Consider the following 16,166-nt stretch of genomic DNA (forward strand, 5'->3'; position numbering starts at 1 on the left):
GACTTGCAATCCAAACCGGCTATTCTAGCACGCCAGACCCAGCCGGTCTAAACGAAAATCGGGTTTTCGCCTGAAAAATCAAGGGGCTACCCGCAATTGCCCGCCCCGCTTGGAGCTTGCCTCTGCGGCGTGTGCGCTACACGAGCTGTCGACGGCGGCTAATTTCGCCCACCAGCCAGCGCATGCGCTCCTTGTCGTCGTCGCCGGCATGGCCGGCTTCCATCTTGCGCTGCAACATCTCCAGCTCGCGCTTCAGCGGCTCGGCGAGCATCTTTTGTACGGCGGTGTCGAATTCGGACATGGCCGGCTCCAGTTCGATGTCGTCCTGGAGCACGGCCGGACGCAGCCCGGCGAAGGCTTCGGCGTAGGGCGTCTGACCCAAGCGCTCAACAAAGGCGCCGAAGTGCACTTCCGGCCCCGCAGCATCGCATTCAGCCAGCAGCGCCGCCAATACCTCACCTTGGGGCAATTGCGGCGCTGTCAACTGGGCGCGGGCATCGGCGTCGAGCCGAGCGGCCAGCCCGGGATAGCGCATCAGGAGGCGCAGCACCTTCTGTTCAAGCGCCGTAGGTGCGGTGCGCGCCACGCGGGGCCGCTTCTGCGTCATGCGGCCCGCTTGGGCTGGGTCGCTGCGCAAACCGCACAGCGCTTCGATATCGGCGGGTGTGGTGCCGGTCATCTCGGCCAGACCGCGCACGATCTGCAGGCGCAGCCCACCGGCCGGCATGGCATTCAGCAGCGGCTTGGCCTCATATTGGGCGCGGGCACGGCCCTCGGGCTGGCGCAGGTCCAGGTCTTCGGTCACCGCTTGAAGCAGGAAGCGCGACAGCGGCATCGCGTTGTGCACTTCGCGGGCGAACGCCTCGGTGCCCTCTTCACGCACGAAGCTGTCTGGATCGTGCTCCGAGGGCAGGAAGAGGAACTTGATCGTCTTGTTGTCGGTGGCGTGCGGCAGGCAGGCTTCAAGGGCGCGGCGCGCGGCCCGGCGCCCGGCGCTGTCGCCGTCAAACGAAAAGATGACGGTGTCGACCTGCCGCAGCAGCTTCTGCACGTGGACGGGCGTACAGGCCGTGCCCAGCGTGGCCACCGCATTGGCAAACCCCAGCTGCGCCAGCGCGACGACGTCCATATAACCTTCGACGACGAGCACGTAGTCGAACTCGCGGATGGCGTTGCGCGCCTCGAACAGACCGTACAGCTCGGTGCCCTTGCTGAACAGCGGCGTTTCGGGGGAGTTGAGATATTTCGGTTCGCCCTGCCCCAACACCCGGCCGCCGAAACCGATCACCACGCCCTTGGTATTGCGGATCGGGAACATGATGCGATCGCGAAAGCGGTCGTAGCGGCGGTGCGATCCATCGGCGCCCGTCTTCTCGCTTTCGATGACGAGGCCCGCCTCGATGAGCGGTGCCGCAGTGGCGTCTTCGCGATACGGACCGAACACGGCTTCGAGCGATTGCCAGTCGTCCGGCGCATAGCCGAGACCGAAGTGCGCGGCGATCTCGCCGGTCAGCCCGCGGCCTTTGAGGTACTGGATCGCGTTGGGGGCGCTGCGCAGCTGCTTGCGGTAGTGATCGCAGGCGCGGGCCATGACGTCGCCGAGCGCGACGGTCTTGGCTTGCTGCTCAGCCCGCGCGGCGGGCGGCAAGCCACCGCGCTCTTCGGGCACCACCATGCCGACGGACTGCGCGAGGTCCTTGATGGCCTCGACGTACGACTGCCCGGAAAACTCCATCAGGAAGCCGATTGCCGAGCCATGCGCGCCGCATCCGAAGCAGTGATAGAACTGCTTCGTGGGCGACACCGAGAACGACGGCGACTTCTCGTTATGGAACGGACACAGCCCCATGAAGTTGGCGCCGCCCTTCTTCAACTGCACGTAACGGCCCACCACGTCGACGATATCGACGCGGTTGAGCAGGTCGTCAATGAACGGCTGCGGGATCACGCGGAGTGCGCCCCTTCGATGCTGCGAGTGTGCGGATTCAGGCGCCGGTCAGGGCAGCCTTCACGCGGGCCGAGACTTGCGTCATGTCGGCGCGGCCGGCCAGGGCCGGCTTGAGAATGCCCATCACCTTGCCCATGTCCTGCGGGCCCGAAGCGCCGGCCTTGGCCACGGCGTCACGCACCGCGGCATCGACTTCGGCTTCCGTCAGCTGCGCGGGCATATAGACCTGCAGCACAGCCACTTCTGCCGCCTCCTTGGCGACGAGGTCCTCACGGCCGGCTTGCTCGAACGCGGTGATCGAATCCTTGCGCTGCTTGAGCATCTTGTCGATTACGGCCAGCACGGCAGCGTCATCCAGCTCAATGCGCTCATCCACTTCGCGCTGCTTGATGGCGGCCTGCAACAGGCGGATCGTGCCGAGACGATCCATTTCCTTGGCGCGCATGGCCGCCTTCATGTCTTCCGTGATCTGGGCCTTGAGGGACAACTGCGACATTCCGAACTCCGATAAACGGCAAAACCCGCTTGGACAGTGGTCCAGCGGGTTGCAAACTTTGAAAAATGGATCACTGATCGTAGCACAGAACCCGAACAGTTCCAGGACCGATCCGTGGGGGGGTCAGCGAGCGGAAGCGGCCTCTCCCGCCGCGACGGCCGAAGCCCACGCCCACTGGAAGTTGTAGCCGCCAAGCCAGCCCGTCACGTCGACCACCTCGCCGATGAAGTACAGGCCGGGCGCCGATTGGGCCTCCATGGTGGCGGACGACAGCTCGCGCGTATCGACACCGCCGCGCGTCACTTCGGCTTTCCGATACCCCTCGCTGCCGGACGGAGTCAGTTCCCACCGGTTCAGCGCCGCGCCAAGGGTGCGAAGCACCTTATCGGGCAACTCCGCAATCGGGGCGTGCGGGTTGGCACCGTGCGTGGCGCACCACGCCTGCGCGACGCGTTCGGGCAGCCGCTGCGCCAGCACCGTACCGAGTTGCTTGCGCGAGCCGGATTTCTCATCGCACAGCCATTGCCCGGCGTCGGTGTCCGGCAGCAGATCAATAAGCAGCGGCTGACCGGCATTCCAGAAGCTGGAGATCTGCAGCACGGCCGGACCCGACAGCCCGCGATGGGTAAGCAGCAAGTCTTCGCGGAACGTCGTCGCGCTCCCCTTGCGACCGCCCTTGCCCGGCGGCTGCGCAACGGTCACGTCCACTTCCATCGACACGCCCGACAACGCCGAAAACGGCGCCCAATGCTCGGCGTTGAAGGTGAGCGGCACCAGTGCCGGGTGCGTCTCGACGATCTTCAATCCGAACTGCCGCGCAATGCGATACCCGAAATCCGTCGCGCCGATCTTGGGGATGGACAGGCCGCCCGTGGCGAGCACAACCTTGCTGGCAACGATCTCGCCTGCACTGGTCGATAGTCGATAGGCCTCGCCATCCTTGCCGACTTCAGCGATCGAGCAGCCGGTGCGCCAGATCACATTGCCGCGCCCGCATTCCGTTTCGAGCATGCGGATGATGTCTTCCGCGCTGTCGTCGCAGAAAAGCTGGCCCTTGTGTTTCTCGTGATACGGAATGCGGTAGCTGGAGACGAGGCTGATGAAGTCCTGCGCCGTGTATCGCGCCAGCGCCGAACGGCTGAAGTGCGGGTTGTTCGACAGGTAATTGGCGGGGCCCGCATTGACGTTGGTGAAGTTGCAGCGGCCGCCGCCGGAGATGCGAATCTTCTCGGCCAGCTTCGTCGCGTGGTCGATCAGCACCACGCGCGCGCCGCGCTGCCCGGCCACGGCCGCGCACATCATCCCGGCCGCGCCTGCGCCGATCACCGCTACATCGCACCGCATCATGATCGCTGCGCCGCCCTATTCTTGAAGAAACCGCGCATTTTAACTTGTGCTATCTTCGGCGGTCTTCCCATTGCAATTCCTCACGCCCCGCTTGCCATGCTGGTCCTCGGCATCGAATCCTCCTGTGACGAAACCGGCGTCGCCCTGTACGACACCCATGCCGGCCTGCGCGCGCATGCGCTGTATTCGCAGATCGCCATGCACCGCGAATACGGCGGTGTGGTGCCCGAGCTGGCCTCGCGCGATCACATCCGGCGCGTGATTCCGCTGCTGGAAGAGGTGCTGGTCAAAGCGGGGGCGACGCGCGGGGACATCGACGCGATCGCTTACACGAAAGGCCCGGGGCTGGCCGGCGCGCTGCTCGTCGGCGCTTCGGTGGCCAATGCGTTGGCGTTTGCGCTCGGCAAACCGCTGGTGGGCGTGCATCACCTGGAGGGGCACCTGCTCTCGCCGCTGCTGGAGGCGGACCGGCCGGAGTTTCCGTTTCTGGCGCTGCTCGTCTCGGGCGGGCATACGCAGTTGATGCGCGTCGATGCCGTCGGCCAGTACACGCTGCTCGGCGAGACGCTCGACGATGCCGCGGGCGAAGCCTTCGACAAGACCGCCAAGCTGCTCGGCCTCGGCTACCCGGGCGGCCCTGCCGTTTCGCGGCTGGCCGAGTTTGGCAACCCGGGCGTGTTCGACCTGCCCCGACCAATGCTGCATTCGGGCAATTTCGATTTCTCGTTCGCGGGCCTCAAGACGGCGGTGCTCACCCAGGTGCGCAAGCTCAACCTGACCGATAGCGAAACCTGCCACCAGCCGCGCGCGGATCTTGCCCGTGCGTTTGTCGACGCCATCGTCGAAGTGCTCGTCAAGAAGACGCTGCGCGCCGCACGCGAGCATGGCCTCAAGCGCATCGTCGTGGCCGGCGGCGTGGGCGCCAATCGCCAATTGCGCGAAGGGCTGAACGCCGAGGGCAAAAAGCGCGGCCTGCGCGTTTATTACCCCGACCTGCAGTTCTGCACCGACAACGGCGCCATGATCGCCTTTGCCGGGGCGATGCGGCTGCAGGCTGATCCCACCCAGGTGCAGGACGGCTACGGCTACGGCGTCACGCCGCGCTGGGACCTCGAAGACATCCGCATCCACCAGGCATGAAAAAAGCCGCTCGGTTGAGCGGCTTTTTCTTGGGGCAGCGCGTCGATTACTTGTCGGTGCGCTTGTCGCGCTCGATCAGCGCATAGGCGCTGTGGTTGTGAATCGACTCGAAGTTTTCCGCTTCCAGCGTGTAGGCGACGATGCGATCGTCCTGGTTCAGGCGCATGGCGATATCGCGCACCAAGTCTTCCACGAACTTCGGGTTTTCATACGCACGCTCCGTCACGAATTTTTCGTCCGGACGCTTGAGCAGGCCCCACAGTTCGCACGAGGCTTCTTCTTCGGCCATGCGGATCAGCGCTTCGACCGGCGTATCGGCGGCCAGCTCGGCGTCGATCGTGATGTGCGAGCGCTGGTTGTGCGCGCCGTACTGCGAAATCTTCTTCGAGCAGGGGCACAGGCTCGTCACCGGCACCAGCGCCTTCACGCGGACCTTGGTGTGGCCGTCACGCACTTCGCCAATCATCGTCACTTCATAGTCCATCAGCGACTGCACGCCCGACACCGGGGCCGTCTTGCTGACGAAATACGGGAAGTGGACTTCGATACGGCCGGCGTCGGCTTCGAGCTTCTCCAGCATCTTTTCCAGCAGCAACTGGAACTGCGCCAGATTCAGCGGCTCGCGCTCTTCTTCAAGCAGCGCGACGAAGCGCGACATGTGCGTGCCCTTCTGGTCAGCGGGCAGATGCACGTCCAGGTTGTAGGTACCGACGGTGTTCTGCACGCCCGAGGGGGTCTGCAGCGACATCGGGTAACGCACGCCGCGCACGCCAACGCGCTGAATTGGGATCTGGCGGGTATCGTGGCTGGACTGCACGTCCGGCATCGCGAAAGCCGGGTTCATATCGTTCATGATCGGTTTCCTTTACGGTCGCCCGGCCATCGCAGTCGGCCGGTACGCAACGAGTGTGAAACCGCGGAACCTGGCTGACGATGACCACCCCTCAAGTGATCGAATCTGCCCATCCCGCGACTGCGCACACAATTCAGAAATAAGACTGGCGGAGTGTAAAAGAAATTTCCTACCTCTGCAGTCAACTACTCATACCCGTGGATGCAATACGGGTGATTGATTCTGCCTATAGGCCAGCGCCAAAGGTGAATCACGCGACGCGCGGGGCCGCTGCGCGCGGCTGTACGGCAAAACGCTCGCGGATGGATGCGAGGATGCCGTTGGCATCCAGCCCGCATTGCGCCAGCAGCGCAGCGTGATCGCCGTGATCGACAAAGCGATCGGGCAGGCCCAGTTGCAGCACCGGCGTCGAGACGCCAGCGGCAGCCAGCGCTTCTAGGCAGGCGCTGCCGGCGCCGCCCATCACGCAACCTTCTTCCGCGGTGACCACGTAATCGTGCGTGCGCGCCATTTCCAGCACGCAGGCCACGTCGAGCGGCTTGACGAAGCGCATGTTGACGACGGTGGCGTCCAAACGCTCGGCCGCTGCCGACGCCGGGGCCACCATCGAGCCAAAGGCCAGAATCGCAACGCGCTGGCCGGCGGGTGCGGTGGACGTGCGGCGCACTTCGGCCTTGCCTACAGGCAGCGGCTCCAGGGTCGGCTGCACCGCCACGCCCGTGCCGGCACCACGCGGATACCGCACCGCTGTCGGGCAATCCTGCGCGAAGGCCGTGCTCAGGAGTTGGCGGCATTCGTTCTCGTCGGCAGGCGTCATCACCATCATGTTGGGGATGCAGCGCAGGTAGGCAATGTCGTAGGCACCCGCATGCGTGGCACCGTCCGCACCGACCAGGCCCGCACGGTCCAGCGCAAACACCACCGGCAGATTCTGCAGCGCCACGTCGTGAATCAGCTGGTCATAGCCGCGCTGCAGGAACGTCGAATAGATGGCGACGACCGGTTTCAGCCCCTCGCATGCCAGGCCGCCGGCAAAGGTGACGGCGTGCTGCTCGGCGATGCCGACGTCGTAATAGCGGTCGGGAAAGCGCTGTTCGAACTCCACCATCCCCGAGCCTTCGCGCATGGCGGGCGTGATACCCACCAGGCGCTTGTCGGCCGCCGCCATATCGCACAGCCACTGGCCAAACACCTGCGTGTACGTCACCTTGGCCGGACGCCCCGAAGGCTTGATGCCCTCCTGCGGATTGAACTTGCCCGGGCCGTGATAGAGGATCGGATCAGCCTCGGCCAGCTTGTAACCCTGGCCCTTCTTGGTGACGACGTGGAGGAACTGCGGGCCGCCGCCTTCGCGCGCGCGCTGGCGGATGTTCTGCAGCGTCGGCACCAGCGATTCAAGATCGTGCCCGTCGATCGGGCCGATGTAGTTGAAGCCGAATTCCTCGAACATCGTGGCCGGCACGAACATGCCCTTGGTGTGTTCCTCGAAGCGCTTGGCAAACTCGAGCACCGGCGGCGCCACCGACAGCAGCTTTTCCACGCCCTTCTTGGTGGCCGCGTAGAACTGGCCGCTCATCAGCCGCGCCAGATAGCGGTTCAGCGCTCCCACCGGCGGCGAAATCGACATGTCGTTGTCATTGAGCACGACCACCAGCGGCAGGTCTTTATAGACGCCCGCGTTGTTCATCGCCTCGAACGCCATGCCGGCGCTCATCGCACCGTCACCGATGACGGCAATGGCGACGCGGTGTTCACCGTTGGTCTTGGCGCCCAGGGCCATGCCCAGCGCGGCGGAAATCGACGTGGACGAGTGCGCGGTACCGAACGTGTCGTACGGGCTCTCGCTGCGGCGCGGGAAGCCGGAGATGCCGTCCAGCTGGCGCAGCGAGCCCATCTGGTCGCGGCGCCCGGTCAGGATCTTGTGCGGATAGCTCTGGTGGCCGACGTCCCACACGATGCGGTCTTCCGGCGTGTTGAAGACGTAATGCAGTGCGATCGTCAGTTCGACCGTGCCCAGGTTCGACGACAGGTGGCCGCCCGTCTGCGAGACGGAATCGAGCACAAAGGCGCGCAACTCGTCGGCCAGCGGCCCGAGCTGGCGGCGGTCCAGTCGGCGCAGGTCGGCCGGATCGTCGATGGTGTTCAGAAGTTCGTACGTCATGTGGGACCGCCGCTCAGGCGTTTTGGCAAAGACTTCTAACGTCGATGCAATGTTGTTCAGTGGCCACGCCGCACAATCAGGTCGGCCATCTCGGCCAATCGGAGGGTACGGGCCTGGCTCGCTTCACCGCCGATCTCGCGGGCCAGTTGGGCGACCGCCGCACCCGCTGCGGCGTGCAGCTCATCAGCCAGCGCCCGGGCCTTGTCCAACCCGAGGATGGACACGTAAGTCGGCTTGTCGTTGGCCTCGTCCTTGCCGGCGGTCTTGCCCAGCGTTGCAGTATCGGCCGTCACGTCGAGGATGTCGTCGACCACCTGGAACGCGAGGCCGACAGCACCCGCATACGCATCGACATGCTCCAAGGCAGCGGCATTCACGCCAGCACACAGCGCGCCCATCCGCAGGCTCGCCCGCAGCAACGCTCCGGTCTTCATGCGGTGCATCGCTTCCAGCTCGTCTTGCGACAGCGCGATACCCACGCTTTGCAGATCGATGGCCTGACCACCCGCCATCCCCAGCGAACCGGAAGCACGCGCCAATTCACCGACCAGCATCGCCCGCGTTGCGGGGCTTACCGCTCCCAGCTCGGCCAGCACGATGAACGCCTGCGTCTGCAAGGCGTCGCCGACCAGCAGGGCCGTCGCTTCATCATAGGCGCGATGCACGGTGGGGCGGCCGCGGCGCAGGTCGTCGTCGTCCATGCAGGGCATGTCGTCGTGGACGAGCGAATAGGCGTGGATCATCTCCACGGCACAGCTCACGCCGTCAAGCGCCTCCGGCGATGCGTCGCCCAGCGCACCCGCAGCATGTGCCAGCAGCGGACGCACGCGCTTTCCCGCACCCAGCGTGGCATAGCGCATGGCGGCATGCAGACGTTGCGGCGCGACGGTTTCGGCGGGCAAGGTGTGCTCGAGCGCGCTTTCCGTCCGCGCGACCACGGACGCCATCCATTGGGCGAAATCGCTCATGCGTCGCCCTGCTCGTTCGCGTTGGAGTCGTCTCCCAACGGCTTCAGCGCATCGCCGTCCAGCACGCGCACTTGCTGCTCGACACGTTCCAGCACCTGCTGGCAGTACTTGACCAGCTCAGCCCCGCGTCGATACGCCGCAAGCGAGGCCTCCAGCGGCAATTCACCGGATTCCATGCTCGCGACGAGGGTTTCGAGTTCGGCCATCGCCGCTTCATAGGAAGCCGGCGTAGCGGAGGGCGTGGCGGACGCGCTGCTGGAGGCGTCGTTTGAGGCACGGGGCATGCCGGTTGCGAATCAGAAAAGGACAATCCGGCATTTTACGGCAATTCCGCGTGCGTTCTGCGCACATCCCACAGGGTGCGAGATGACGATTCGTGGCTGCGACGCGAGGCATCACCCATCTGACGGTCGAATAGCCGGCGGCGGAAAGGGTTCGAAAATCAGGGACTTATCAATTTCCCTGGGGTACAATCCCCCCCTTTCCTCCAAAGGCCGGGCCGGCGTACGCCGCTCCGCACGATGGTCTGGGTCTGTTGGCCCATTGAACGTATGGTCGTTGGCCCAAGCGGGGGCCGGCAGCGCTCGTTTCCTACCTCAACAGACCCTACGCCACCTGCCGATGGCGTCCTTTCCCAAATCGAATTTTTCATCGAATTTTTCGATGGTTGGGTTGTTCACTGCTTTCACCGTTATTGGGAGTGGGGATAATGTCCAATCTCAGCGCCGCACTGAATCTGGTGCCGTCTGAAACCCAGTTGCCCGTCTCTGCTTACTTCGACGAGGCGCTGTATCAAACTGAAATCGAACGTCTGTTCAAACATGGCCCCGGTTACGTCGGCCATGAGCTGATGGTTCCGGAAGTCGGCGACTATCACACGCTTGCCGCCGAGGCCGAGGGCCGCGTGCTGGTGCGCAATCCGAACGGCGTCGAACTGCTTTCCAATGTGTGCCGGCATCGGCAGGCCATCATGCTCAATGGGCGCGGCAATGCCCAGAACATCGTCTGCCCGCTGCATCGCTGGACGTACGACCTGCAGGGCGACCTGCTGGGCGCGCCGCATTTCGAGAAGCAACCGTGCGTGCATCTGTCGCGCTCGCCGCTGCAGAACTGGAACGGCCTGCTGTTCGAAGGCAAGCGCGATGTGCGCGAAGACCTCGCCCGCTTGGGCGTGGCGCGCGATCTCGATTTTTCCGGCTACATGCTGGATCACGTCGAGGTGCACGACTGCAACTACAACTGGAAGACCTTCATCGAGGTGTACCTCGAGGACTACCACGTGGTGCCCTTCCACCCCGGCCTCGGCCAGTTCGTCTCGTGTGACGACCTGGAATGGGAGTTTGGCGAGTGGCACAGCGTGCAGACCGTCGGCATCCATGCCAATTTGCGCAAACCCGGCACGCCGGCTTACCAGAAGTGGCACGACGCTGTGCTTCGCTTCAACAACGGCGAGATGCCGAAGTACGGCGCAGTGTGGCTGACGTATTACCCGAACGTGATGGTCGAGTGGTATCCGAACGTGCTGGTGGTGTCGACGCTGCACCCGCTCAGCCCGACCAAGACACGTAACGTGGTCGAGTTCTACTATCCGGAAGAAATCGTGCTGTTCGAGCGTGAGTTCGTCGAAGCCGAGCGCGCCGCCTACATGGAAACGTGCCTCGAAGACGACGAGATCGCCGAACGCATGGACGCCGGGCGCTTGGCGTTGCTCAAGCGTGGTACGAGCGAAGTCGGCCCGTACCAGTCGCCCATGGAAGACGGCATGCAGCACTTCCACGAATGGTATCGACGCACGATGAACTACTGAGCGACGACTGAAGGTAGGCATCCGCCCCCTTCCGCGTCACAATAGGAACGGTGCAGCCCTCACAGGCCGCACCGTTTTTTTTCGCCCCCTCCTCGCCATGCCCGCCGACACTGCAACCGCCGCCCAGACTGCCGCCCAGACGGCCGAAAGCTCCTCTCGCCAATCGCTGTGGATGATCCTCGCCGCGTTTGCCTTCTCGGCGATGGGCGTGTGCGTGAAACTGGCCTCGGCGCATTACAGCACCGGCGAGATCGTCTTCTACCGCAGCGTGATCGGCATGACGCTGATGGGCGCCGTCCTCGCCAAGACAGGCGCGGGCATCCGCACGCCCTATCTCGTGGCGCATATCAAGCGCAGCGTGTTCGGGGTGACATCGCTGCTGCTGTGGTTTACGTCGATCAGCCTGCTGCCGCTGGCGACGGCCATGACGCTGAACTACATGTCGCCGGTATGGATTGCGTTGATCATCGGCGCGGGTGCTGCAATGGCCGGCAAGGCCGCGGGTGCCGACAAGAAGATGGTGGCAGCGATCCTGATGTCGTTTGTCGGCGTGCTGTGCCTGCTGCAGCCCAGCGTCGGAAGCGGGCCATCTCAGCTGGCCGGCGGCATGGTCGGGCTGGTCTCCGGCGTGTTCACCGCCCTCGCCTATGTGGAGGTCCGCCAACTGGGCGACCTGGGCGAGAACGAGGCACGCATCGTGTTCTACTTTTCACTGGTGAGCGCAATCGCCGGCGGCGTGTGGATGCTGATTGGCGGCGCCCAGTCGCATACGTGGCATAGCGCCGGCCTGCTGCTGGCGGTCGGGCTTCTTGCGACGCTGGGCCAGACCGCCATGACGCGCGCCTACAAGCGTGGCAACACGCTGCTGACGGCTAACCTGCAATACACCGGCATCGTCTTTGCGAGCGGGTGGGGTATGTTGCTGTGGAATGACCACCTGAACGCGCTGTCGTGGGCGGGCATGGCGCTCATCATAGGGAGCGGCATCGTCACCACCGTCATGCGCGCCCGTCAGTCGGGCAGCGAACATCCGACGCCGCAGACAGCCGTGTCCGGCCCGGAAGCCGAGATTCACCCGGAAGTTTGATCGACCCAGGAGATTGCCGCCATGAGCGAACGCGCTCACTACGCCACCCTCATCACCGCACCGCAACTGGCCGCACTGCAGCAGAGCGCGCCCGAAGCGGTGGTCGTTATCGATTGCAGCTTTGACCTCGCCAACCCCGCCGCGGGGCGGGACGCGTATCACGCGAGCCACGTGCCCGGCGCGTTCTACATGCATCTCGACAACGAACTGTCGGGCCCCAAAACCGGTACCAATGGCCGCCACCCGCTGCCCGACGCAGAGGCACTCGTCGCGCGCCTGCAGGCGCTCGGCGTGAACGACGACACGCAAGTCGTCGCGTATGACCGCCAGGGCAGCATGTATGCGGCGCGCCTGTGGTGGCTGCTGCGCTGGGTCGGCCATGCCGATGTGGCCGTGCTCGATGGCGGCCTGCAGGCCTGGGAAGCCGCGCACTTTCCCGTCGACCAGATCGTGCCCGAAGAACCGCAGCTCAATGCCACGCCCGGCAACATCACGCGCAAGCCGTCGCTCGTGCAGATGGTCACGGCAGATATCGTGCAGAAATACCTCGGCCACGCCGACAAGCCCGTCGTCGACGCCCGCGCCCCCGACCGCTACCGCGGTGAAAACGAAACGCTCGATCCCGTCGGCGGCCACATTCCTGGCGCGCGCAATCGCTTCTTCCGCGACAACCTGCAGGCCGACGGCACTTTCAAGCCGGCAGAACAATTGCGCGCCGACTTTACGGCCGTGCTGGCCGGCGCCAAGCCGCAAGACGCGACGCTGCAATGCGGCTCGGGCGTGACTGCCTGCCACAACGCATTGGCCATGGAGATCGCTGGCCTCACGGGCGCCGCGCTCTACGCCGGCTCATGGAGTGAATGGTGCAGCGATCCGTCGCGACCGGTGGCGACGGGGCCGAACCCGTAATTTGCCAAACCAGCGCGCAACAAAAAGCCCGGCATCGACCGGGCTTTTTTTCTAAGCAGAATGCGTCGCCTCAGTGCGCGTGGCCGTGCAGACCTTCCGTCAGCAGAAAGATCATCGCGATGCCCGCCGCAATCAATGCCACCTGCACCGCCGATTCCTGCCAGCGCGGCCGGCGTTTCATTTGCGGCATCAGATCGCACACCGCGATGTAGATGAAGCTGCTCGACGCCACCACCAGCACGTACGGAATCCACGACGTCAAGCGGTCCAGCAGGTAGTAGCCCAGCACCGCGCCGACCAGCGCACAGACGCTGCAGATCAGGTTGTAGACGAAGGCGCGCGTCTTGGAGAATCCGGCGTTGAGCAGGACCATGAAATCGCCGATCTCCTGTGGAATCTCGTGCGCAGCAATCGCCAGCGCGGTGACGATGCCGACCTTGGTGTCGGCCAGGAACGCCGCGGCAATCACGATGCCGTCCGAAAAGTTATGCAGTCCGTCGCCCACCAGGATCATCAGGCCGCTGCGCCCGGCTTCCTGCCGGTCGTGGCCGTGGTGATGGCCGTGCCCGTCGCCCTCGTGATGATGAGAGTGGCGGATCAGGGAAATTTTTTCCAGCAGGAAGAATCCCAGCAGCCCGGCCAGCAACGTGGCGAACAGCGCATGCGTATTGGGCTCAATGCCGCGATGCGCTTCGAACGCCTCCGGCAGGGAATGCAGCAATGACGTGGCCAGCAGCACGCCCACCGAGAAGCTGACCATCCGCTCGACCATGCGCGACAGCACCGTCAGTGACAGCACGGCAGCGCCTGCCATGCTGCCGATGCCAGACAGCGCGGTGGCCAGGAGAATGCCTAACAGGGTGGTATCGAAGGTCATGCGGACGTAACGCAGCGGAAGCCGATAAACGCAACAGAGTTGCAAGAAGGGCGAATTGTATGCCGCTTTATCAACCTTTGCCAGTGCAGGCAAAAGAAAAAGGCCCCGGGGCGTTTTCCCCAGAGCCTTTCGGTTCGGCGCGTTGAGGTGCTACGCCACGCCGTGTTCCTTGAACCAGGCCAGGCATTTCTTCCAGCCATCTTCCGCGTCGGCCTTCACATAGCTGGGGCGGTAATCGGCATGAAATGCGTGACCGGAATTCGGGTACACGATGATGCGCGATGCGTGCGCCTTGGGGTTCCTGGATTTTTCCAAGGTTTGCTTCATTGCATTGACGGCATCCTGCGTAATGCCAGTGTCCTTTGCACCGTACATGCCCAGCACCGGCGCCTTGAGATCGTCCACTTTATCGATCGGGAAAGCAGGCTGCAGCGCGGTCGGATTGCCTTTTACATGGCCATACCACACCACTGCGGCTTTGATATCCGGGCTGTGCTCCGCAAACAACCACGTCTGGCGGCCACCCCAACAAAACCCGGTAATACCGATGCGCGCCGCATCGCCGCCGTTCTGCTTGGCCCACGCCACCGTTGCGTCCAGATCGCCCGTGACCTGCGCGTCCGGGACCTTCGAAATGATCTTTTCCTGCAGCTCAGCGATGGTTCCGATTGACTGGGGATCGCCCTGGCGCACAAACAACTCAGGGGCAATCGCGAGATAACCGAGCTTCGCAAAGCGCCGGCATATATCGGCGATGTATTCGTGCACGCCGAATATCTCGCTGATGACGATCACTACCGGCAGCTGCGTCCTGCCTTGGGGCTGGGCGCGGTAGGCCGGCATCTTGAAATCGCCCACGGGCACGGTCACCTCGCCGGCCGTCAGCCCATTGAAATCGGTATGGATGGTCTGCGCCGACACCGGCAGCACCGCCGCCGCAAAGGCTGAGCCCAGTGCGGTCTTCATGAAGCCGCGACGGTCAAAGCTGCGGCCGGGTACCAGGCTCTCCACTTCTGCATCAAGCTGCATCGCACTCTCCTCGCGCCCGCGGGCGGTTACGGTGAACGAAGCGGCTAGTCTACCGAAGCAGATGCATTGCTGCCGAGTCAGGCATCCGGCCCAGGTACCAGGGCCGGCCTAGTGCAGCTTGACGCGCGGATTCGTCTTGCTGCGCAGCCAGTGCATCACCGTATCGACCGACATGCGCACCCAACCGTGCAGCGCGAGCACGTGCATGCGATACAGCGACGTATACATCAGCCGCGCCATCAGGCCTTCGATGAACATCGACCCGCCGATCAGTCCGCCCATCAGGCTGCCCACCGCGCTGAAATGGCCCAGCGACACCAGCGAGCCGAGATCCTTGAACGCGAAAGGCTGGACCGGCTTGCCGTCCATACGCTTGCGCAGCGCATCGAAGAGATACGTGGCTTGCTGATGCGCGGCCTGGGCACGCGGCGGCACGCTGGACGACGCCTCCGGCCAGGGGCAGCTCGCGCAATCGCCAAAGGCGTAGATCGAATCGTCACCCTCCACCTGCAGCGTGCGCGAAACGACGACCTGACCCAGCTTGTTCACAGGCAGCCCCAGCTCGCCCAGCACCGACGGTGCGCGGATGCCTGCAGCCCACACGGTCAGGTCCGCCGGAATAGATTTGCCGCTGGCCGTGTTGACGGCGCTGGCAGTGACTTCCGTCACCCGTTCGCTGGTAATGACGTCCACGTCGAGCTTGTGCAGCAACTCCGTGGTCGCAGCCGAAATGCGTTCCTTGAGCACCGGCAAAATACGCGGGCCGCCTTCGATCAGGTGGATGCGAATGTCGTGGCGCGGGTCGAGCTTGTGCAGGCCATAAGCGGCCAACACGTGGGCGGTGTTGCGCAGCTCAGCCGACAGCTCCACGCCCGTTGCTCCAGCCCCCACGATGGCGATGTCCACTTGCGGACGCGCATCGCCCACACCGTTCTGTGCGCGCATGCATGCCGCGATGAGCCTGCGGCGAAAGCGTTCGGCCTGCCATGCGGTGTCGAGCGCAATGGCGTGCTCGGCCGTGCCCGGCACGCCGAAGAAATGCGTCACGCTGCCGATGGACAGCACCAGCGTGTCGTACGAGATGGCGCGCTCGGGCAGGACCTCGGTGCCATCCGCGTCAACGCATCCCGACACGATGATGGATTTGGCGGCGCGGTCGAGGCCCTTCAGTTCACCCTGCTGGAATTCGAAGCCATGCCAGCGCGCCTGCGCAGCGTATTCGAGCTGATGCGTGTTCGGATCCATGCTGCCGGCAGCAACTTCATGCAGCAGCGGTTTCCAGATGTGTGTGGGATTGCGATCAACGAGAATGATCTGTGCCGCGCCGCGCTTGCCGAGCTTGTCGCCCAGCCGCGTCGCAAGCTCCAATCCGCCGGCCCCTCCGCCGACCACCACAATGCGCGGCCCGTTCGTACCGCCTGCGCCATCCGTCTGCCCTGCCATGTGCCTCTCCTGGAGCCATTGAAACTTTTCGATCACTCGATCTGTCAGGTGCAGTCTGCTGCAACGCAAAACCCGCTGCAACCCCGGACGCTTGGATATGG

At 64.2% G+C, this 16,166-nt stretch carries 14 protein-coding genes; 4 read left to right on the top strand and 10 right to left on the bottom strand.

Going from position 1 to position 16,166, the window contains the following annotated elements; genetic code table 11:
- Positions 1 to 136: 136 nt before the first annotated feature.
- From dnaG to R2669_RS08020, 3 genes are all read right to left on the bottom strand, one after another.
- A complete protein-coding gene (gene dnaG, locus R2669_RS08010) occupies positions 137 to 1,948 on the bottom strand; it encodes a DNA primase (protein ID WP_147218033.1) in 1,812 nt (603 codons plus the stop codon).
- 37 nt (positions 1,949 to 1,985) lie between these two features.
- Positions 1,986 to 2,435, bottom strand: a complete 450-nt coding sequence (locus R2669_RS08015; protein ID WP_316873711.1) for a GatB/YqeY domain-containing protein — start codon at positions 2,433 to 2,435, stop codon at positions 1,986 to 1,988.
- 132 nt (positions 2,436 to 2,567) lie between these two features.
- Positions 2,568 to 3,791: a BaiN/RdsA family NAD(P)/FAD-dependent oxidoreductase gene (locus tag R2669_RS08020; RefSeq protein WP_316899537.1), complete on the bottom strand. Its 1,224-nt coding sequence runs from the start codon at positions 3,789 to 3,791 to the stop codon at positions 2,568 to 2,570.
- Between the two features lie 96 nt (positions 3,792 to 3,887).
- On the opposite strand from R2669_RS08020, the gene tsaD reads away from it, so the two are divergent.
- Entirely contained in the window at positions 3,888 to 4,931 is a 1,044-nt protein-coding gene (tsaD, locus tag R2669_RS08025) for a tRNA (adenosine(37)-N6)-threonylcarbamoyltransferase complex transferase subunit TsaD (protein ID WP_316899539.1), read from the top strand.
- A gap of 46 nt (positions 4,932 to 4,977) precedes the next feature.
- Here tsaD and folE2 read toward each other — a convergent pair whose 3' ends face one another.
- The 4 genes from folE2 to R2669_RS08045 form a co-directional block, all read right to left on the bottom strand.
- Complete coding sequence (gene folE2, locus R2669_RS08030) at positions 4,978 to 5,784, bottom strand: GTP cyclohydrolase FolE2 (protein ID WP_102066512.1); 807 nt, start codon at positions 5,782 to 5,784, stop codon at positions 4,978 to 4,980.
- A 250-nt stretch (positions 5,785 to 6,034) separates the two neighbouring features.
- Positions 6,035 to 7,945, bottom strand: coding sequence for a 1-deoxy-D-xylulose-5-phosphate synthase (gene dxs / locus R2669_RS08035; RefSeq protein ID WP_316899541.1), 1,911 nt, complete (start codon positions 7,943 to 7,945; stop codon positions 6,035 to 6,037).
- A 56-nt stretch (positions 7,946 to 8,001) separates the two neighbouring features.
- Positions 8,002 to 8,913, bottom strand: coding sequence for a polyprenyl synthetase family protein (locus R2669_RS08040; protein WP_316889657.1), 912 nt, complete (start codon positions 8,911 to 8,913; stop codon positions 8,002 to 8,004).
- Complete coding sequence (locus tag R2669_RS08045) at positions 8,910 to 9,197, bottom strand: exodeoxyribonuclease VII small subunit (RefSeq protein ID WP_027680903.1); 288 nt, start codon at positions 9,195 to 9,197, stop codon at positions 8,910 to 8,912. The genes R2669_RS08040 and R2669_RS08045 overlap by 4 nt, the downstream gene beginning before the upstream one ends.
- Positions 9,198 to 9,622: 425 nt before the next feature.
- On the opposite strand from R2669_RS08045, the gene R2669_RS08050 reads away from it, so the two are divergent.
- From R2669_RS08050 to R2669_RS08060, 3 genes are all read left to right on the top strand, one after another.
- A complete protein-coding gene (locus R2669_RS08050) occupies positions 9,623 to 10,720 on the top strand; it encodes an aromatic ring-hydroxylating oxygenase subunit alpha (RefSeq protein ID WP_102066516.1) in 1,098 nt (365 codons plus the stop codon).
- Between the two features lie 97 nt (positions 10,721 to 10,817).
- Positions 10,818 to 11,807: a DMT family transporter gene (locus R2669_RS08055; RefSeq protein WP_316899543.1), complete on the top strand. Its 990-nt coding sequence runs from the start codon at positions 10,818 to 10,820 to the stop codon at positions 11,805 to 11,807.
- Positions 11,808 to 11,828: 21 nt separating this feature from the next.
- Entirely contained in the window at positions 11,829 to 12,716 is an 888-nt protein-coding gene (locus R2669_RS08060) for a sulfurtransferase (protein WP_102066518.1), read from the top strand.
- Positions 12,717 to 12,786: 70 nt separating this feature from the next.
- Here the strand turns inward: R2669_RS08060 and R2669_RS08065 are convergent, their stop codons facing one another.
- The 3 genes from R2669_RS08065 to R2669_RS08075 all read right to left on the bottom strand — a co-directional run bounded on the left by R2669_RS08065 (position 12,787) and on the right by R2669_RS08075 (position 16,065).
- Positions 12,787 to 13,593 carry a ZIP family metal transporter gene (locus R2669_RS08065; protein WP_147218021.1) on the bottom strand — a complete coding sequence of 269 codons (807 nt, stop codon included), beginning with the start codon at positions 13,591 to 13,593 and terminating at the stop codon, positions 12,787 to 12,789.
- Positions 13,594 to 13,743: 150 nt separating this feature from the next.
- Positions 13,744 to 14,622: a dienelactone hydrolase family protein gene (locus R2669_RS08070; RefSeq protein ID WP_316899545.1), complete on the bottom strand. Its 879-nt coding sequence runs from the start codon at positions 14,620 to 14,622 to the stop codon at positions 13,744 to 13,746.
- 108 nt (positions 14,623 to 14,730) lie between these two features.
- The gene (locus tag R2669_RS08075; RefSeq protein ID WP_316899548.1) at positions 14,731 to 16,065 is read right to left on the bottom strand and encodes an NAD(P)/FAD-dependent oxidoreductase; all 1,335 of its coding nucleotides are present in this window, start codon (positions 16,063 to 16,065) and stop codon (positions 14,731 to 14,733) included.
- Positions 16,066 to 16,166: the final 101 nt, after the last annotated feature.

This window comes from Ralstonia edaphi (genome assembly GCF_958350185.1).
Classification (GTDB): Bacteria; Pseudomonadota; Gammaproteobacteria; order Burkholderiales; family Burkholderiaceae; genus Ralstonia; species Ralstonia edaphi.